Raw genomic sequence first — 19,307 nt, forward strand, 5'->3', positions numbered from 1 at the left:
TTATACCACACAAACAAAACATGAAAACGCCATAAACCGGCCTTTCATAAATTCACAGAAACAAAAATGGAAAATGCTTCAGAATACGAAGCTCCAAGAATGTCCATACAGACAAAAGATCTTATAAGATATAACAACCATATCACATACTATAAAAAAAATCACTCAGATTTCATCCAAAAATCCCACTATAATTCGACAAACAGACAGCAGACCCCCTCGATTTACTTCGTCAGACAGCCGGAAATTTTTTCGCTTTTCAAAGCTGAGGAAATTGCGAGGAGGGGAAGCATTCGTAGTTGCGAAAGGCCATTTCCCCTCCTCGCGCTCCTCCCCTCCGGCCACGCAAATTACTGTAGGTTGTGGAGATGTGTTCAGATACTGGCGGGGCGATGGATGCTGCGGTATTGGATATGAAACGCTGTGCCGATCTATTCCTATTCTCCACAACTTTTTCCAGTCACTCACTTACTCCCATCAGGTCACAAGGAACCCCAACCTTTCCTCCCTGCCGTCCAGCGCAGCGACGACGACCCCAAACACCTACCGTTAAACCACAAGCAAACTCAGCCTCTCCTACCAACCGTCCAGCGCAGCGCTGACGGCTCATCCAACTCCCGAGCAGCCCCACACACACACTACCGCCCTGAAAAGCCAGCCCGTGAGGCGTGTGCTGCCTGTCGACGGACTCTGCAGGAGGGGAGCTGATTCTTGGCTGGCGGAAATCTGCGTTGCTTCAAAAATTCTCACTGTCTGAGCGGCTTCAGACGCGAGTTTGAGAATTTTTGAAGCGGTTTTAGCAGAATTCCGGCAGCCTAGAAGCCAGCCCCCGACGAAGCCCCGGCGACAGGCAGCACACGCCTCACGGGCGTCCCTTTCACGGGCGTCCCTTTCACGGTCCTCCCTTTCCCACAAAAAAAGAACAGGCCGGCACACACCGACCCGTTCACAAAAAACTGAATCCCAAAAATCAAAAAATCAGAAGCACTCCTTATAAATCTTATAAACCCTCTCCCGATCCAATTTCACAAAATTATTCGCCATCAATCTACCCTGGTTCTCCAGCACAGAATCCGTAAACTCCTCAAGCTCCTCCTCGGACACCCCATACTCATGCAGCGCCTTCTTAGGAATCATCACATTCAGAAGCTTCTCCAACTCCTCATAAACAACATCCACATCACATCCAAGGATTCCCGCCATAAATTTATTCAGGCGCGCAATCTCGCCATCACTCTTGATCTCCATATAGTTGTTGAGCACACCGGTAAACATTGCATAATTGGACTCACCATGAGCCACATGATACTTAGCCCCCAGCGGATAACTCAAAGCATGCACAGCCGCACACCCCGCATTACCAAACGCAATACCCGCATAATTAGCCGCCATCAGAAAATCCTTCATCAACGGAATCCGGGCCTCCTGACCATGATCCCTGATCTCCATATAACCCTTCAGGATCATCTCGATCGCCTTATACCCAAACATCCTTGTAGTCTCATTCCCCTTAGGAGAAAGACTGGACTCCACAGAATGCACCAGCGCATCAATAGAACTCGTAGCAAAAAACTGGAACGGCAGATCCTCCAGAAGCTCCGGGATCAGCACAGCAGAATCCCCGTAAAGCTGCTCCACAGCAAGCCCTTTCTTCGTACCCTTCGCAGTCAGGGAAAGAATCGAAATATTCGTCACCTCAGAACCCGTACCACAGGTAGTCGGAACCAGCACCAGCTCCTTATTCTTCACGATCGGAAGCAGCCCGTCATAAAGATCCGTAACCGGAGAAATATTCTCCAGTGCAAACAACTTGGAAAGATCCAGAATGCTGCCGCCACCAACAGAAACCACACGCTTCGCATCCTTCGGCACATCCTTCCAGATTGCCTCAGCCATCACATCCGTAGGCTCGCCCTTACCATAATCCTCACGGAAGATCACATCACAGCCAAGCCCCAGCGGCTCAAAAAATTTCTTAAACAATCTCTTATTGGTAAAAAGCAGATCCCCTTTACCAAGTTTAAATTCCTCCGCAAACTGCCGGCAATTATCAAAACTGTAAATCGTCGGTCTGATCATCAGTTCCTGCATAGTTTTTCCTCCTGTCAGCCCCGCATTTCGCAGAAGCTCTTTTTATAAAATTTTATTATAATATAATAACACTGGCAGACAGCCCTCTGCAATCCGCATTACCACCCGCCTCCTGCCAAACAGATCAAACGCCAAAACAGGCTTTTACATTCTACTTTGCCACCGGCATACGATCCCTTCACAAGTCAGGCAGATATTTGCAGCTCCGCAGAGGACTTTCCTGATCCAATCAGTTTTCAACATCCATGCGTCAGGAGCGTACCATACATCTCCGGTCTTCGATCCCGGAAAACACCCCACTCCCGTCTCTTCTGTGCGATGGCATCCAGATCAAACTCCGCAGTGATCACACCCTGTTTCTCCATTTCTGCAGTCTCTGACATATTACAGTTGAAACTTTCTTTTCACTGCATCCACCAGAAAATCCGCAGTACCTTCCACGCCAAGAAAACTGCTGTCCACCAGAATACTCTTGTGGTTCTTGTCATCCGGGTGATATCCCGCATACTGCATATGATAGGAATCACGGGCCTCATCAATAGCCACGATCATTTTTCTGGCCTCTTCAACCTCAATGTTCAGATCCTTCACACAATGCTCCACACGAACCTCATATGGTGCATAAATGTAAATATGCATGGCATTTTCCATCTCTTCCAGAGTAAAATCCGCACACCTTCCGACAATAACACATGTCTCTTTTTCCGCAAGAAATTTAATGATATTCTGCTGCGCCTCAAAAATCTTATCCTGTGTATTGCTGGTTCCTTTTCCAAGAGGAAACATCATTCTTGCAAAAGGACTGGCCTTGACTTTTTTCGCTGTCTCCTCCACTTCATCCACAACAGACACCGGAAGGTTCAGCTTCTTTGCAGCCTGATCCACAATATCCCTGTCATAATATTCAATCCCCAGTTTTTCCGCCATCTTTTTTGCGATCGGACGACCCATGCTGCCAAACTGTCTGGTGATCGTAACTACGTATTTACTTTTTCCCATATAATTTCCTCCCGAATTAAAGGATACATTCCAGGTTCATGTTTTTAATATTCATACCATCCGACGATTCCCGGATTCAGATTGATATTGATCTGCTTGATCTCCTGATACTCCTCAAGGCCCTGAACACCCAGGTCACGGCCGATTCCGGATTTTTTGTAACCGCCCCACGGAGCCTCGTTAAATGCCGGGTTATAACAGTTGATCCAGGTAATACCTGCGCGGATCTCTTTGATCACCCGAAGCGCTCTGGAACCATCGGCGGTAAATACTGCTCCAGCCAGACCATACTCCGTATCGTTTGCCATGTCAATGGCCTCTTGCTCTGTCTTAAACGTCTGAATAGTCACAACCGGTCCAAAAATCTCCTCCCGGACAATGGTCATATCCGAAGTACAGTTATCAAACACCGTCGGTCTTACATAAAAGCCTTTCGCACACTCCCCTTCTGTGTAACGCTCGCCGCCGCACACAAGCGTAGCACCTTCCTCAACGCCCTTTTTAATATATCCAAGAACTTTATTCATATGGCTCTCAGAAACCAGCGGGCCCATATCCGGATTCTCCATAGGATCTCCAATAGTGATGGCATTTGCTTTCTTTGCAAGACGTTTCACAAATTCATCCTTGATACTTTCCTCGATGATAATCCTGGAACCTGCGGAGCACACCTCGCCCTGATTCAGGAAAATACCGATCATGGCCCATTCCACTGCGCCGTCCAGATCCGCATCTGCAAAGATCACATTGGGTGACTTTCCGCCAAGCTCAAGGCCGATCTTTTTTACATTGTCTGCTGCCGCACGCATGATGCTCTGTCCCACTTCCGTGCTTCCGGTAAAAGTAACCATATCCACATCTTTGCTCTCCGCGATCCGGTTTCCTGTAATTCCGCCAGGGCCAAGGATCAGGTTCACGCTGCCCTTGGGCATTCCGATCTTCTCAAAAATCCCAAACAGTTTCACACAGGAAAGCACACAGTTGGAACTTGGTTTAAACACCACACTGTTACCGGCTGCCAGTGCAGGAGCCAGTTTCCACACACCCATCAGCAGCGGATAGTTCCAGGGAGTGATCAGTCCGCACACGCCAACCGGCTCATGAACGGTATAGGAATGCATTTTTCCAAATCCTTCATTTACTTCATAAACACCGCCCTGTGGCATTTTTAAGAGTCCTGCATAATAGCGGAAACAGTGAACTGCATCATCCACATCAGCCTCTGCCTCTCTTAAGGGTTTTCCATGATCCATGCAGTCCAGCTTCGCAAAATCCTCTTTTTCCGCATCAATAGCATCTGCGATCTGAAGAAGGATATCCGCCCTTGTCTGGGAATCCATATCACGCCATTCCCTTGTCACATAAAAAGATTTTTTTGCCGCCGCAATGGCTTTATCTACATTCTCCACATTTCCTTCCGTTACCATGGCAAGAACCTCACCATTTGAAGGATTTAATGTAGGAACTGATTTTCCTGTACTGCCTTCTACCCATTCACCATCAATAAACATTTTCTGAAGTTCCATAAGCGTCCTCCTTTTATTTTCTTAACCCGTTCAAATAATCTTCCCATTCAATCTTCTGGCTCCCACGATCATCGGATCTTTTCACCTTCAAAATAATTTGCTTCCACCTTCATCCCCCGGATCTCTTCCTTATCCACTTCAAAAAGATCTCCGCTGAGAACAATGATATCTGCCATTTTTCCCGGCTCCAGAGTTCCCATGGAATCCTCCACATGATAAACACGGGCCGCGCCGGAAGTGTAAGCTTTTAGCGTATCTGCCATGGAGATTTTTTCCCAGGGGTTGGTGGATGTCAGTTTTCCGTCATCATCTCTTCTTGTAACTGCCGCATAGATTGTTGTAAAAGGATCTATAGTCACAACCGGATAATCGGTTCCAAGTGCCAGCGCGCCTTCATGCTCCAGCAAAGTCCGAAACGGCCACTGAAGCCTTGCCCGTTTTTCTCCGATCTGGTTCACCTTTCCATTTGCCGCAAGTGTTACATGATACGGCTGGACTGAAGGAATCACATCAAGCTCCGCAAAACGATCCAGGGTATCGGGATGGATGTTTTCGATATGCTCGATCGTATTTCGAAGACCATGCTCCCCGTTCACTTCCGCAGATTTTTCAAAAAGATCCAGCGCCATCCGCACGGAACCATCTGCAATACAATGAAGTCTTACCTGGATCCCTGCCTTGTTCGCCGCAATGATCTCTTTCTTCATTTTCCGCTCCGGCCATAACGGAAGTCCCTCGCCACAGGTCTCCGGCTTATCGGTATAAGGCTCCAGAAGAAGTCCTGTGTAAGTCTCCGTCACGCCATCAATAAAACCCTTTACCCCCGCAATGTAAAAATGCGGGGAATCAAAATGCTTCTGAAATTTAAAATACTTCGAAAATTCCGTATACCCGAAAAGTTTCATGTAGGAAAAGATCTGTGCCTTAAGCCCTTCTTCCTCGTCCAGTTTTTTCAGGATATCGTATTTTTTCATGGTTTCTTCGGTGTAATCATCGGCAAACATTTCACTTGCCGCAGCAATTCCGTAGTCAGCCAGAACATCCTGGAAATTCCGGTGGATCTCAAGCATCTCTTCCTCCGAAAATTCCATATATTTTTTCTGGGCCGGTTCACACGCTGCCGGTTCCAGAAGAAGACCGCTTAATTCACCATTTTCAAACTTTACATTTACACCGTTATCCATTTTCCGGTCCGGATCGATCCCTGCCTCTTCCAGTGCTCTGGAATTCAGCCACATGCTGTGGCAGTCCGCACAGAAAAGATACACCGGCCTGTCGGGAATGGCCTCATCCAGAAGTCTTTTATCCGGAAGCGGCTCGTCACCCCAGTTGGTGATAAACCATCCGGAACCTCGGATTCTTTTGTAATCCGGATGTGCATCTGCAAATTCCTTAATGATCTTTACACATTCTGCCTGGGAACGTCCTTTTCCCAAATCTGAACACACATATCTGCTGCCATCAATGGCTCCGGAAAAAAGATGGGTATGTGCATCCAGGAAAGAGGACATGATCATTTTTTCTCCGTGATCGTAAAGAGGCCAGTCCGCATAATCCTTATCTCTCTGGAAATCCCAGGGAAGAACCGCCTGGATCTTTTTGTCCACTACTGCGATGGCTGCCGGTCTGGGGAAGTCTTCAAGACCTGTAAAAACAGCTTTACTTCTCAGAATAAATTTTCCCATAAGCCATACCTCCTACATCACAAAACCACAGATCAGAAATCCCACAACAGAAAGTACACTTGCAATGATTACATATGGAAGCTGTGTCAGCGCATGTTCCATATTGTCAATTCCTGCACTCTGGGAGGAAAGAAGTGTCGCATCTGTATAGAAGCAGGCATGGCTTCCAAATGCACCACCGGAAATGATCGCTGCCATAATAAGGATCGGATTTGCGCTGATGGCTGCACCAAGTGGAAATACGATAGGTGCAACTACTGCGCTCATGCCCCAGAGAGAACCGGTAGTAAAGGTAAGTGCCGCAACCAGAACAAAAGCGATTGCCGGGAAAACCGGGCCCCAGAGAAGCGGTTTTGCAACAGAAATAATAAAATCTGTCATTCCCATTCCCTCCGTTACTTTCTGAAGTACAAAGGCAATGACCAGAAGGATCAGAATCGGAAGCATATCTGCAAAACCACGGACAACCAGATTAAAGAAATCATCCAGCGCAACCACTTTCTGCGGTACATAAAGCACGAAACAAACGATCAGGGAAACCACAACAGCCAGAAGCAGGTTGCTTGTCGCAATAGCAATGGCAACCAACACACCCATGGGAATCACGAAATTCCAGATGTTACCTTCTTCCTCATAACCTTTTCTGTCATCGTGGTTATATTTTCTGCTGGCATCGCTGTAAACCTTGCCAGTCTCCTCCACACGTTTATAGGCTTTTTTCATAGCACCAAGCTTTGGCATCACACCCAGCGCAAAGAGGAAAACAATAGCAATGGTAAGGATCGGATAAAAGCAATACGGAATCGCGTGGATATAAGCCTGGATACCGGTTTTAAATCCCAGCACCTTCACACTTGCCTGGTCAATAAAAAGACTTGCGTAAAAAACAGCCCATGTAGAAAACGGAAGCAGTACACACACCGGAGCACCTGTGGCATCCAGCATATACGCCAGCGCCTCCCTGGGGATCTTACGTTTGTCACAGACACCCTTCATACAGACACCAATGGAAAGCACATTCAGATAATCATCCACAAAGATCAGGATACCCATAACAAAAGTAGTAAGAAGAGTTTTCCTCTCCGTGTTACAGAATTTTGAAACCAGTTTCTGGAAACCAAAAGTACCCTTCGACTCCTGAAGAAGTGCGATCAGACTGCCAAAAAGGCCACACACAAGAACGATCCACACATTTTCGGCAAGCACATCCTGGATCAACGTACACCACTGAGGCAGAAAATCCTTCCTATACATGAATATGGCCGCCACCAGAGAACCTCCGATCAGAAACTCCACACATCTCCTGGTTGCGATAGCACCGACGATAATAACCAGAAGAATAAAAATTGCAATCAGTCCAGTATTCATTTTTTTCTCCCCTTTCCCTCTGTGAACCAGAAAGAGGCATACCCGTTTAACGGATATGCCCCTTTGCATCAACAGACTTTTTCGTGAAACAAAAAATGGCGTATTCATTGCGCTTCCGCAATCAATACACCATCGTACGTTTCGTGTTTTTTATTATTTTGTTACTGATATACTATTATTTTTCACACTCTGATACAATGCTTAATTTCGGTAGTTAAATTAATGTTTTTTAAGTATATATACTTGATTTTAAGTATATGTGATAGTATACTAACTTCAAATGAAATCAGTACTCACAAATCTGGAAAACCAGTAAGATTTATCCAAAAATAAGACAAACATTACGGTTACAATCCACTGCATATCCATAACCCTGATCTCTTTGTAACTAAAAAACAGCAACCACTGTACCAAAAAAAGGAGAAAAACCATGGAAAAAAACACCTTTCTTATGATCAACGACATGATCTACGATCTCTATTCCTGCACCAGCCTTAACGAAATCAAAGCAAAATTCCTGCTCCGCCTGAAAATGGTCATCCCCTACAGCTACGCCAGCATCCTCCTCCACGAAACCACCGAAGATCCGGACACCATCCGCCTCACCACCCCAATCTGCATCCCCGAAGCCTTCACTGAAGCAGAAAACGAATACATGAAGGTCGCAGACGAAGACCACCTCCTCTGGCTCCTCCACTCCCGGGAACCCCGCCTCGTCCGCGAAAGCGATCTCCTGGAAGACCAGCAGCGCCTCAACTCCCCCCTCTACGTCCACTGCTACCGCAAATACAACATCTTCGACTCCATGCAATACGCCAGTGTCTACCAGCAGGAACTCCTGGGAATCCTCACCCTCTTCCGCACCGAAAAAGACGGCCCTTTCACCAATGAAGACATGTTCTACCTCCAGGCCATCGGCATGCACTTAAACGCCGTCCTCTACCAGATTACCCACAGCCTGCCCCAGACCAACGACCTCAAACAAACCCTCGCCCGTCTGAAAAACACCTGCCACCTCACAAACCGCGAACTCCAGATTGCCGAACAGATCTACCAGTACCGCAACAACGACGAAATCGCAGGGTCTCTCGGCATCCGCGAAAACACCCTACAGAAACACCTGCAGAACATCTTCCGAAAAACCAACGTAACCTCCCGCTGGGAACTCCTGAGATTCCGTATGCGATAAAAGCCGTCCAGAACTATGGAACAAGGTTATCATGGGGGATCTAAACCTACGTTTACGCATGCAATAGAAGCCGTCCAGCGCAGCGCCGACGGCCCCCCTCCCGTCATCCCACAAGGAAACTCAGCCTTTCCTCCACGCCATCCAGCGCAGCGCTGATGGCTCATCCAACTCCCGGGAAACCACTCAACCATTCCTCCTGAACCACACTACCACTTCACCACTCTCCCATCCCGCCCGGAAAAGCCAGCCCGTGAGGCGTGTGCTGCCTGTCGCCGGACTCTGCAGGAGGGGAGCGCTTCTTAGGCGGTGGGAATCTGCGTTGTTTTTCAAAAGTTCGCTGTTTGAGCGAAGCGAGTTCGGACTTTTGGAAAACGGTTTTAGCAGATTTCCAGCGTCTTAGAAGCCAGCCCCCGACGAAGCCCCGGCGACAGGCAGCACACGCCTCACGGGCGTCCCTTATCCGCCCCACACCCCCACACAAAAAAAGACTCCGCAGCCACCCAATCCCGGGTCAGCCACGAAGCCTTCATTTTTATATGTATATCTATCTCACATGCTCATCTATGTCTGTCACAACTGGTTTCCGTATCAATCCTTCAACCCATTCTGCTCAAAATCCCTGAACAGACTGGCCTCACCATCATCCGCAAACGCATTTGCATCTCCCTGATCAGAACCATCCTGTCCACCTTCGATACTTTCATCCTGAGAATCCTGGGAATCCTGACTATCCTGTGCCGCACTCTCCTCAGAGCTATCCTTACTAGCACTATCATCCTTACCAAGTTTCACAGTAAGCGTCTTCTTCTTATATTCATTACCATCCAGAACCGCAACCGTCACATCAATCTTTTCCTTCGGCTCATAATACTGAAGCAGCTCAACCAGCTGATCAATACTGGTAATGGTCTTACCATCAAACTCCGTAATAACCATATTCTTGGTAATACCCGCATCATCAGCCGGGCCACCCTCAGTCACCTCAGAAACAAACACACCCTGCGGAATACCATAAATCTGAACAGCCTCATCACTGACCGTGCTGCCTGTGATACCAAGAATACCATGATTATCCACTTTATCCCTTGCCTTGGCATTCATCATATTCTCAAGAGAATCCGCAACATCAGAGATTGCAATGGCATAACCCATACCCTCAACCTCCGTAGAAGCAAGTTTGGAAGAGTTGATACCAACAACCTCACCATCCATATTCAGAAGCGCACCACCACTGTTACCAGGGTTAATAGCCGCATCCGTCTGGATCAGATTCACACCCTTATTGATACTGCTGCTGTTATCTGTAGAATCACTGGACTCAATCTGACCTGAAGAATCTGTCTTACGGTTCTTTGCACTGACAATACCAGTAGTAACAGACTGGCCATAACCAAGTGCATTACCAATAGCAACAACCTGCTCACCAATCTTCAGATCATCAGAACTTCCGATCTTTGCAACAGAAATCGCATCCATCGTGTCATTAGAAACATCTTTGGTTGCAACAGACACAACCGCAAGATCCTCGTTCTCATCAAAGCCTTTTACAGTAGCCTCATAAGCACTTCCATCTGCAAAAGCAACGGACAAAGTGTCCGCACCATCTACAACATGATAGTTTGTTGCGATCAGCAGCTCAGAATCTGTTTTTCCGATGATAATACCGGAACCACTGCCCTGAACTTCCTGCTCCTGGCTTGGCGCATACTGGGAACCAAACATGCTGTAATAATTCTGAACCTCCTGAACAGACTTGGTTGTGATCGCAACTACAGAAGGCATTGCCTCCTCAGCAACCTCGGATACATCAAGACTTCCCTTGGTATCGGAAGATTTTGTATCTGTTGTATCTGTTGTATCTTCGGTACTCTTATCTGACTTTTTATCAGATTTCATAAGTGTCAGCTTCTCGGAACTATCTGTAGCTGCCTGTACAGACTGTGCTCCTGTAAAATAATCCACACCTTCATATGCACCAACACCAATGCCACCTGCAAGTACTGCACACAGGCTGATGGTTGCACCTTTTTTCATCATTTTCTTTATTTTTAATTTTCTGTTGTTATTCATGATTAAGTCCCTCCCTGGAAAAAAATTTCTTCTCTGTTTCCTTTTGATGCTTCAAAGTATAGATTTTAATTGTGTTTACTTTGTGGGAAAAATGTGTTTTATTTGTTAAAACTTTTCACGGCCATCACAATTACAAACCATGCAACCTCAAGAAGAACGATCATTCCACCTGGTTTCAGTCCCGCATAATAAGAAAGAAACAGACCAATAACCGTAGTACATACCGCCACAACAATGGCACACACCAGAGTCCCCTTATAACTTTTTGCCATCTGCATCCCGCATGCCACCGGAACTACCAGCATGGAAGAAACGATCAGGGTTCCCACTGTACGGGATGCAATGGAAACGGTCAGTGCAGTCAGAATCGTAAACAGGAAATTAATATTCCGCACGGAAACGCCGGAAATCCTTGCCGCATTTTCATCAAATCCAATATAAAACAGTTCTCTGTAAAAAAACAGCACCGCTGCCAGAACCAGCACGCTGATCACAACTACCAATGCCAGCTCTCCTTCACTGATGGACACAATACTTCCAAATAAAAAGCTGTTCAGGCTTGCGCCGTTTTCCACAAAACCGGACAGCACACCTGCCAGTCCGATCCCGGCGGACATGACGATGGAAATTGCAACTTCAGAATACCGTGGGATTTTTTTACGGATCGCTTCAATTCCAAGGGCTGCCACAATACACATCACTACCGCACCAGCTACCGGATTCACTCCCAGGATCAGTCCCAGCACAACACCGGCCAGAGAAGAATGGGAAAGCGCATCTCCGATCATGGACATCCGTTTCAGAACAATGGTGATCCCGATACAGGGCGTGATCACAGCCAGAAGGATTCCCACGAAAAAAGCCCTCTGCATAAATCCATACTGTAAAATACTCATACCTCGTCAATCCTCCCCTCTTCTGCCTTGAAGAACCGATTGGCCCCTTTGAATTCACCGGAATTTCCGTGAGTGACCATAAGAATGGTCAGCCCCTGTTCCTCATTCCTCTTTTGCAGGACTTTTGCAAGTGCTTTCACGGAAACTGTATCCATACCTGTGGTAGGCTCATCCAGGATCAGGATCTTCGGATTTCCCACCAGTGCACGTGCCAGCATAACTCTCTGCTGCTGCCCGCCGGAAAGATCTCCGATCCTTCTTTTCCAGAACTCTTCCATTTCCATCTCCGCAAGTGCGGCTTTCAGACGTGGAATCTCTTTTTTCACCTGAAAACGTGCTTTCCATGAAGAGGAATACACGCCTGTCATCATGATTTCCTCTACCGTGGCCGGGAAATTCTGATTTCTGCTGATACTGTTCTGCGGAACATATCCCAGATCTCCCTTTCCAAATGTGGCAGAAATATCTTTTCCATTTACGGTAATGCTTCCTTCCTGGGCTTTCAGCTCACCCAGAAGAAGCTTCAGAAACGTACTTTTTCCACTTCCGTTTTCACCGGTAAGAATGACATAATCACCATCCTTTACTTCCAGGTTCACCTGCTCCAGCACTGGCGTTCCTGTGTAGTAAAACGAAAGATTTTCTATCAAAATTCCCATAATTTCTCCTTTTATCGCAACAGCAGTTCTACATTTCAGAACAGCCTTTGTTCTCAGCAACTGCTGCCTCACGGCTTCCGTTCAGTGCCTTCTGCAATGCCTCCAGATTCTTCCTCATCACAGAAAAATAATCCTCGCCGGCTTCTATATCTTCTTCACTCAATCCCTCAATAGGATTCAGCACAGCCGTCACAGCATCCACTTCCTTCGCCACAGTCTTCGCCACCTTTGGGCTTGCCAGTTCCTCAAAAAATATGGTATGGATGTCATATTTTTTCGCATACTCGATCACTTCCTGCATCTTGGCAGGATCAGGCTCTGAATCCGGTGTCAGGCCTTCAATCGCCAGCTGTGTCAGATCATAGGCATTGCACAGATATCCGAACGCCTCATGAGCCACGATGATATCCCGGCTCTTTGTATCTTTCAGGCCATCCCGGAATTCCTGGTCCAGCTCGTCAAATTCACCGGCATATTTCTCATAATTCGCTTCATAATAATCCTTATTCTCCGGATCCGCTTTTACAAAAGCATCCTTAATATTCGCCATCTCCTGTTTCGCCCGCATGGGATCCAGCCAGACATGGGGATCTTTTCCATTATCGCCATGAGCATGATCCTCACCTCCATCCAGAAGCTCCACACCATCCGATGCCTCAGACACCACCAGATCCTGATTTTCCAGAGTGTCCAGCACATCTTCCGCCCAGTGTTCCAGGTCCGCGCCATTGTAGACAAAAACATCCGCATCCTCAAGATTCCGGATATCCGTCGCCGCAGGTTCCCAGTCATGAGGCTCCGTTCCCGCAGGAACCATATCCTTCACCTGGATCTTATCGCCGCCCACCTTCCGGGCAAAATCATACATGGGATAAAAGCTGGCCATCACTTTCAGCCGGCCATCATCCACAAACGGCTGCCCCACTGTTCCGGCCCTGTGCAATCCATAACCGGTCACACCTCCGACCACAAGGAGCGTTGCCGCCAGAACCGCTGCCGCAGCCATCTTCCCTCTGTTAAAATTCATTTCTTCCTCCTGCACTCATCACAATATCCATAAAAGATCGTCCGGCTCTGATCAATCTCAAACCCGTGCTCATCCAGCACATGTCCCACAAAATGGTCAATGCATCCACACTGCAGAGGAATCGTATGCCCACATTCCAGGCACACAAGCTTACCATAATTCTTCCGTTCCTCATCCCGGATAAACCGATATTGTGCCGGTGCTCCCTCCACAGACGGAACTTTCAGCACAGCCCCTTCTTTCTGCAGACGCTCCAGACCTCTGTACACCGTTGTCCTTCCGATCCGGATCTCTTTTCCACGAAGGATCTCCATAAACTGGTCAATCGTATAAAACGTATCTCCATATTCCTGCAGACACTCCAGGATCAGCTTCTGCTGCCTGGTACTGTATTTCATTTTTTCTTCCATATAGTTCACTCTCTTCCGTCAACTGCACCTTCCATAACAAATTTTTTCATCGTCTGTATTTTCATACACAGCTTTATGGCCGGTCAGTCATCCATACGTCAAGCGGATATTCGCAATCCGCTTCGCTACTTGCTTGATTTGGTTAAATCAATATGAATTTGAAAACCGTTTTCATATTACATTTAAAAAAGAATTCCGTCAAGGTCTTTTTTCGTATCATATGTTACCGATTTTTCCACCGGCACATGCTATCCTTTCTCCATCACCTGAAAGCATACCAGATATCCAGATCCGTGTTCCATATCAGAGATACATTCCCCTCTGACTCCAGAGTTTCCGTCTGACACAGAGATTCACATCTGAGAACACTGCGATGCAGCCTTTTCCAATGACTTCAGGGATAAAAAATCCAAAATAAACCACACTAAAAAAAGCAGGTCTTTATTTTCAAAGGCCCACCCACTTACCACAGGAGGTATACTTTATGGAACCAAAAATGTTTTGTTATCAGTGTCAGGAAACCGCCGGATGTTCCGGCTGCACCATCTCCGGTGTCTGCGGCAAAAAGCCTGACGTAGCTGCCATGCAGGATCTTCTCGTTTACGTAACAAAGGGACTTTCCGCCATCACCACCGCACTTCGGGGCGAAGGCCGGGAAATCCCTTCCTATATCAATCATATGGTGATCCGGAATCTTTTCACCACCATCACAAACGCAAATTTCGACAAAGATTCCATCGTTGCAAAGATCAGCGAAACCCTTTCGGCCAAAGAACAGCTTCTCTCTCAGCTTTCTGACAGAAAAAGCCTTCCCGCTGCCGCACTCTGGCACCCGGAAAGCCCTGCGGATTACGAGTCCATGGGATATGTCACCAACATTCTGTCTACAAAGAATGAGGATATCCGAAGCCTCCGCGAGCTGATCACCTACGGCCTGAAAGGACTCTGCGCCTACACCAGCCATGCAAACGCACTTCTCCGTGAAGATCCGGAACTGGATGCTTTTATCCAGAGCACCCTGGCAAAAACTCTGGACGACAGTCTCACAGCAGAGGAACTGACCGCTCTCACTCTGGAAACCGGAAAATTCGGTGTCCGTGGAATGGCCCTTCTCGACCAGGCAAACACCGAAACTTTCGGAAATCCGGAAATTACAAAAGTAAATATCGGCACAGGCAAAAATCCCGGAATCCTGGTTTCCGGCCACGACCTTCACGATCTGGAAATGCTGCTTGAACAGACAAAAGGAACCGGCGTTGACGTTTACACCCACTCTGAGATGCTTCCGGCCCACTACTATCCGGCGTTCAAAAAATATCCGAACTTTGCAGGAAACTATGGAAACGCCTGGTGGAAACAGAAAGAAGAATTCGAAAGCTTTAACGGTCCCATCCTCATGACCACCAACTGCATCGTTCCGCCAAAGGACAGCTACAAAGACCGGATCTACACCACAGGTGCTACCGGTTATCCAGGCTGCACCCACATCACACCCGGGCCTGACGGCAAAAAAGATTTCTCACAAATCATCAGCCACGCCAAACGCTGTGCAGCTCCAACCGAAATCGAGCATGGTGAAATTGTCGGTGGTTTTGCCCATGATCAGGTGATCGCCCTGGCAGATCAGATCGTAGATGCCGTAAAATCCGGTGCCATCCGTAAATTCGTAGTCATGGCAGGCTGTGACGGCCGGGCAAAATCCCGAAGCTACTACACCGATTTTGCCCAGGCGCTCCCAAAAGACACCGTGATCCTCACCGCAGGCTGTGCAAAATACCGCTACAATAAACTGAATCTGGGAGATATCAACGGCATCCCACGAGTTCTGGATGCAGGCCAGTGCAACGATTCCTATTCCCTTGCAGTGATCGCCATGAAACTTCAGGAAGTTTTTGGCCTTGAGGATATCAATGAGCTTCCGATCATCTACAACATTGCCTGGTATGAGCAGAAAGCCGTGATCGTTCTCCTGGCGCTGCTTTCCCTCGGGGTAAAAAATATTCACCTTGGACCAACACTTCCGGCCTTCCTTTCTCCAAATGTAACCAAAATTCTGGTTAACAATTTTGGTATTGCAGGAATTAGCAGCGTGGAAGAAGATATGGAACTGTTTTTCGGAAAATAATCCCCGATATAAACTGATCATCTGCAATGCTCTTACACCAGTCATTTCTGAACGCAGGTCCCGCACAGGATCTGCGTTCAATTTTTTTGGTATGTTCTCATAAAAGCACTTTATCTCCGCCTTCTTTTATGATAAAATATAACCAAGACTTAACCAATAGAAAGAAGGTAGACCTCTATGAAATCACAGCGACTGGACATGATCGAAGAATATGTGCTGGAGCATAAGAACGCTTCTCTCGATACATTATGTGAGAAATTTAACGTATCCAAAAACACCATCAGAAGAGATGTCGACATCCTTCTGAAACGCGGCAGTATCATGAAAGTATACGGTGGTGTCGCAGCACTTGAAACTCCACAGACTCTCCCCCTTCTGTCTTACGAAGAGCGTGGCGGACGTTTTCCTGAAGAAAAGAAAGAAATCTGCCGCCGTGCCGCAGAACTTGTGGCAGAAGACGACACCATCTATATCGATACCGGTACAACCTGTCTGAATCTGGTTGATTTTATTGCGGATAAGCACTGCACGATCCTTACCAACAGCCTGCTTATCTTCAACAAGGCAGCATCCTATCCGAACCTGGATATCATTTCCGTTCCCGGAAGACTGAACCGCAAGACCCTGTCTTTCACAGGTCCTGATATCAACGATTATCTGCAGACTTACAACATTTCCATGGCTTTTATGGCCTGCACAGGCGTAACGATGAAGAGCGGACTCACCAACGCCAGTGCCGAAGAATACATCACAAAGAAAGCCATTGCAGAGAACGCCAACAGCATGATCCTTCTTGCTGACCATTCCAAGTTCGGCCGGATCTCACTTATGACCTATTCTCCAATGGAAAAACTGGACGCCATCGTAACCGACCAGGCACTTCCGGAAGAATACGATAATTTCTGCCAGGAACACGGCATCCGTGTTATGACGATCGACTGATCTTTTCATCATGAGCCGCATACCGTAAGATACGCCAGTCCGGTAGCATACGCACAAAACATACGCACCAAAAAAGTGTATCGGTGACATCCTTTATTTCTGTCACCGATACACTTTTTTATGATCCGCCGCAAAACCATTCAGATATTCAGCCAGGCAAAAACAGTGCACCTGCCAGGAGTTCAGCAGATGCACCGTTTTTGAATATGCTCATCTCATTAGAGGATTTTATCTGAGAGGCAGACTTTACATGGTCTGCCTTACAGTGTCATGGATTTATTTTCGAAGCTTTCTTATGCCTCAGTACTTCCTTCCCATGTGCCGACTTTTCTCTTTCCGGCAGCTTCATCGAACCAGTGTGTTGTAACTGTTTTTGCTCTTGTGAAGAAACGATATCCGTCTTTTCCGAGAACATGCAGATCACCGAAGAAGGAATCTTTATTTCCGGAGAATGGGAAGTATGCGGTCGGAACCGGGATACCTACATTGATTCCTACCATACCGCCGTCTGTCTCCATAGCGAATTTACGGCTGTAATATCCGCTCTGTGTAAAGATACAGGAACCGTTTGCAAATGGGTTGGCATTCATGATCGCAATACCTTCCTCATAATCTTTTACTCGTTTGATGCAGGTTACCGGTCCGAAGATCTCGCGGTTTCCTACTGTCATCTCAGGTGTTACATGATCAAGGATTGTCGGTCCTACGAAGAATCCGTTCTCATATCCCGGAACTACTACATTACGTCCGTCAAGTACAAGCTCTGCGCCCTCATCGATACCTTTCTGGATCCAGTTGCAGATCTTCTCCTTATGGCCTGCATTTACTACAGGACCGAGATCTGTAGCTTCATCATATGCACATCCAAGTTTCATGGCTTCTGCTTTTTTCTTAAGGAGGGAAACAAACTCATCTGCAATACTCTCCTGCACGCATACAACCGGAAGAGCCATACATCTCATACCGGCGCATCCATATGTGGAGTTGATGATCGCATTAACAGTAGCCTCAAGGTTGCAGTCCTCAAGTACAAGTGCATGGTTCTTTGCCTCACACTGTGCCTGAACACGTTTGCCATGAGCTGCTGCTTTGGAATATACCTGTTTACCAACACCTGTTGTACCTACAAATGTAACAGCCTTTACTCTCTCATCTGTAAGAAGGATATCAGCCTCTACACGGCTGCATGTTACAAGGTTTACAACACCTTTCGGGAATCCACCCTCTGTATAGAACAGCTCCATGATTCTCATAGCTGTCAGCGGTGTCTGAGAGCTTGCTTTCAGTACTACTGTATTTCCACATGCGATGGAAAGCGGAACCATCCAGCCCCATGGGATCATTGCAGGGAAGTTCATCGGAACAATACCAGCAGTTACTCCAAGTGGTTTACGATATGTAGCTGTGTCATATCCTGTAGTTACCTGCATTGCAGCATCGCCCTGGATCATTGTCGGAAGTGCACATGCCTCTTCTGTAGGCTCGATCGCTTTCTGAACATCTCCTCTTGCCTCTTTGATGTTCTTTCCAAGCTCTTTTGCGCAAAGTACGGAAAGTTCTTCTTTATGAGCATAAAGAACGTCTCTCCATCTGAACATATACTGCTGTCTCTTTGCAAGAGAAAGTGAGGACCATTCCGGGAATGCAGCCTGCGCGGAAGCGATCGCCTCTTCTACCTCATCCGGTGTACAACAAGGAACCTGCGCGATCACCTCACCTGTACTGGAATCTGTAACATCCATGTATTTCTCTGCTTTTGACTCTTTCCACTCACCGTTTACACAGTAACCCATTTTCTTGATCTCAGCCATTTTCAAGATACCCCTTTCGTGTTTATCTTTTTATTTTTTCATTGCATAAATTTCTGTCGTTCTCGTTTTGTTCTGGTCACATATTATCATTTCTTTTTACTTTTGTCAATATAACATGGTTATATTTTGAGTATATTTTTAAAATTATGTGTTAATTTATTCACATTTTATGGCATTTCAGATATGATGTGTAAACTCTTGTAATTAGCGTATTTATGGTATAAATCCATGTTCCATCTTTCCATCTTCTTATTCAATATTAATGTAAAAGATACTCATTTTTGTTATTTCCGTAACATGCACCCTGAACACTGCCTGAAACAGCATCCGAAAAACGCACCGTAAATCTGCTGAAATGACCCCTAAAAGTACCAAAAAGCCGTAAAATTCCAGATATATTTCAGTAAGTAAAAAACACATTTGTCTGTGTATTACGTACACGCTTCTTTTTTGCCCAATCGTCGCATGTCAAGCGGATATTCGCAATCCGCTTCGCTACGCAGCTCTAC

At 46.7% G+C, this 19,307-nt stretch carries 15 protein-coding genes; 3 read left to right on the plus strand and 12 right to left on the minus strand.

Features of this window, described 5'->3' with window-relative positions; genetic code table 11:
- Window positions 1–978 precede the first annotated feature (978 nt).
- From GPK81_RS01620 to GPK81_RS01640, 6 genes are all read right to left on the minus strand, one after another.
- On the minus strand, window positions 979–2,091 hold the full coding sequence (locus tag GPK81_RS01620) for a 4-hydroxybutyrate dehydrogenase (protein ID WP_118062240.1): 1,113 nt from the start codon (window positions 2,089–2,091) through the stop codon (window positions 979–981).
- A 236-nt stretch (window positions 2,092–2,327) separates the two neighbouring features.
- The gene (locus GPK81_RS18120; protein WP_255820980.1) at window positions 2,328–2,456 is read right to left on the minus strand and encodes a hypothetical protein; all 129 of its coding nucleotides are present in this window, start codon (window positions 2,454–2,456) and stop codon (window positions 2,328–2,330) included.
- A gap of 19 nt (window positions 2,457–2,475) precedes the next feature.
- Window positions 2,476–3,090 (minus strand): cytidylate kinase-like family protein, encoded by a 615-nt coding sequence (locus GPK81_RS01625; protein WP_118062242.1) that lies wholly within the window; start codon window positions 3,088–3,090, stop codon window positions 2,476–2,478.
- Window positions 3,091–3,134: 44 nt separating this feature from the next.
- Window positions 3,135–4,616, minus strand: coding sequence for an aldehyde dehydrogenase family protein (locus GPK81_RS01630; RefSeq protein ID WP_215706405.1), 1,482 nt, complete (start codon window positions 4,614–4,616; stop codon window positions 3,135–3,137).
- Between the two features lie 68 nt (window positions 4,617–4,684).
- Window positions 4,685–6,301, minus strand: a complete 1,617-nt coding sequence (locus GPK81_RS01635; RefSeq protein WP_215706406.1) for an amidohydrolase — start codon at window positions 6,299–6,301, stop codon at window positions 4,685–4,687.
- Window positions 6,302–6,313: 12 nt separating this feature from the next.
- A complete protein-coding gene (locus tag GPK81_RS01640; protein ID WP_215706407.1) occupies window positions 6,314–7,669 on the minus strand; it encodes a Na+/H+ antiporter NhaC family protein in 1,356 nt (451 codons plus the stop codon).
- Between the two features lie 430 nt (window positions 7,670–8,099).
- On the opposite strand from GPK81_RS01640, the gene GPK81_RS01645 reads away from it, so the two are divergent.
- A complete protein-coding gene (locus tag GPK81_RS01645) occupies window positions 8,100–8,858 on the plus strand; it encodes a LuxR C-terminal-related transcriptional regulator (protein ID WP_118071514.1) in 759 nt (252 codons plus the stop codon).
- Between the two features lie 588 nt (window positions 8,859–9,446).
- Here the strand turns inward: GPK81_RS01645 and GPK81_RS01650 are convergent.
- The 5 genes from GPK81_RS01650 to GPK81_RS01670 all read right to left on the minus strand — a co-directional run bounded on the left by GPK81_RS01650 (window position 9,447) and on the right by GPK81_RS01670 (window position 13,920).
- On the minus strand, window positions 9,447–10,928 hold the full coding sequence (locus GPK81_RS01650) for a S1C family serine protease (RefSeq protein WP_215706408.1): 1,482 nt from the start codon (window positions 10,926–10,928) through the stop codon (window positions 9,447–9,449).
- A 98-nt stretch (window positions 10,929–11,026) separates the two neighbouring features.
- Window positions 11,027–11,824: a metal ABC transporter permease gene (locus tag GPK81_RS01655; protein ID WP_178744863.1), complete on the minus strand. Its 798-nt coding sequence runs from the start codon at window positions 11,822–11,824 to the stop codon at window positions 11,027–11,029.
- A complete protein-coding gene (locus tag GPK81_RS01660; RefSeq protein ID WP_118071517.1) occupies window positions 11,821–12,483 on the minus strand; it encodes a metal ABC transporter ATP-binding protein in 663 nt (220 codons plus the stop codon). The genes GPK81_RS01655 and GPK81_RS01660 overlap by 4 nt, the downstream gene beginning before the upstream one ends.
- 28 nt (window positions 12,484–12,511) lie before the next feature.
- A complete protein-coding gene (locus GPK81_RS01665; protein WP_118062250.1) occupies window positions 12,512–13,510 on the minus strand; it encodes a metal ABC transporter substrate-binding protein in 999 nt (332 codons plus the stop codon).
- Window positions 13,507–13,920, minus strand: a complete 414-nt coding sequence (locus GPK81_RS01670; protein WP_021977106.1) for a Fur family transcriptional regulator — start codon at window positions 13,918–13,920, stop codon at window positions 13,507–13,509. Before GPK81_RS01670 ends, GPK81_RS01665 begins: the two co-directional genes overlap by 4 nt.
- A gap of 484 nt (window positions 13,921–14,404) precedes the next feature.
- Here GPK81_RS01670 and hcp point away from each other — a divergent pair, with 484 nt between their 5' ends.
- Together hcp and GPK81_RS01680 are read left to right on the plus strand one after the other, a co-directional pair.
- The gene (gene hcp / locus GPK81_RS01675; RefSeq protein WP_118071518.1) at window positions 14,405–16,045 is read left to right on the plus strand and encodes a hydroxylamine reductase; all 1,641 of its coding nucleotides are present in this window, start codon (window positions 14,405–14,407) and stop codon (window positions 16,043–16,045) included.
- A gap of 177 nt (window positions 16,046–16,222) precedes the next feature.
- Window positions 16,223–16,987 (plus strand): DeoR/GlpR family DNA-binding transcription regulator, encoded by a 765-nt coding sequence (locus tag GPK81_RS01680; protein ID WP_021977104.1) that lies wholly within the window; start codon window positions 16,223–16,225, stop codon window positions 16,985–16,987.
- Window positions 16,988–17,280: 293 nt separating this feature from the next.
- Here GPK81_RS01680 and GPK81_RS01685 read toward each other — a convergent pair whose 3' ends face one another.
- Window positions 17,281–18,798 (minus strand): CoA-acylating methylmalonate-semialdehyde dehydrogenase, encoded by a 1,518-nt coding sequence (locus tag GPK81_RS01685; RefSeq protein WP_021977103.1) that lies wholly within the window; start codon window positions 18,796–18,798, stop codon window positions 17,281–17,283.
- Window positions 18,799–19,307 lie beyond the last annotated feature (509 nt).

Origin of the sequence: Blautia sp. MCC283 (genome assembly GCF_018785565.1) — a bacterium.
Lineage (GTDB): Bacteria > Bacillota > Clostridia > Lachnospirales > Lachnospiraceae > Blautia_A.

What these genes read in the sequence shown, in the direction of transcription:
- GPK81_RS01620 (WP_118062240.1), bottom strand. Translation starts at nt 2,091, where the DNA reads ATGCAGGAACTGATGATCAGACCGACGATTTACAGTTTTGATAATTGC.
- GPK81_RS18120 (WP_255820980.1), bottom strand. Translation starts at nt 2,456, where the DNA reads ATGGAGAAACAGGGTGTGATCACTGCGGAGTTTGATCTGGATGCCATC.
- GPK81_RS01625 (WP_118062242.1), bottom strand. Translation starts at nt 3,090, where the DNA reads ATGGGAAAAAGTAAATACGTAGTTACGATCACCAGACAGTTTGGCAGC.
- GPK81_RS01630 (WP_215706405.1), bottom strand. Translation starts at nt 4,616, where the DNA reads ATGGAACTTCAGAAAATGTTTATTGATGGTGAATGGGTAGAAGGCAGT.
- GPK81_RS01635 (WP_215706406.1), bottom strand. Translation starts at nt 6,301, where the DNA reads ATGGGAAAATTTATTCTGAGAAGTAAAGCTGTTTTTACAGGTCTTGAA.
- GPK81_RS01640 (WP_215706407.1), bottom strand. Translation starts at nt 7,669, where the DNA reads ATGAATACTGGACTGATTGCAATTTTTATTCTTCTGGTTATTATCGTC.
- GPK81_RS01645 (WP_118071514.1), top strand. Translation starts at nt 8,100, where the DNA reads ATGGAAAAAAACACCTTTCTTATGATCAACGACATGATCTACGATCTC.
- GPK81_RS01650 (WP_215706408.1), bottom strand. Translation starts at nt 10,928, where the DNA reads ATGAATAACAACAGAAAATTAAAAATAAAGAAAATGATGAAAAAAGGT.
- GPK81_RS01655 (WP_178744863.1), bottom strand. Translation starts at nt 11,824, where the DNA reads ATGAGTATTTTACAGTATGGATTTATGCAGAGGGCTTTTTTCGTGGGA.
- GPK81_RS01660 (WP_118071517.1), bottom strand. Translation starts at nt 12,483, where the DNA reads ATGGGAATTTTGATAGAAAATCTTTCGTTTTACTACACAGGAACGCCA.
- GPK81_RS01665 (WP_118062250.1), bottom strand. Translation starts at nt 13,510, where the DNA reads ATGAATTTTAACAGAGGGAAGATGGCTGCGGCAGCGGTTCTGGCGGCA.
- GPK81_RS01670 (WP_021977106.1), bottom strand. Translation starts at nt 13,920, where the DNA reads ATGGAAGAAAAAATGAAATACAGTACCAGGCAGCAGAAGCTGATCCTG.
- hcp (WP_118071518.1), top strand. Translation starts at nt 14,405, where the DNA reads ATGGAACCAAAAATGTTTTGTTATCAGTGTCAGGAAACCGCCGGATGT.
- GPK81_RS01680 (WP_021977104.1), top strand. Translation starts at nt 16,223, where the DNA reads ATGAAATCACAGCGACTGGACATGATCGAAGAATATGTGCTGGAGCAT.
- GPK81_RS01685 (WP_021977103.1), bottom strand. Translation starts at nt 18,798, where the DNA reads ATGGCTGAGATCAAGAAAATGGGTTACTGTGTAAACGGTGAGTGGAAA.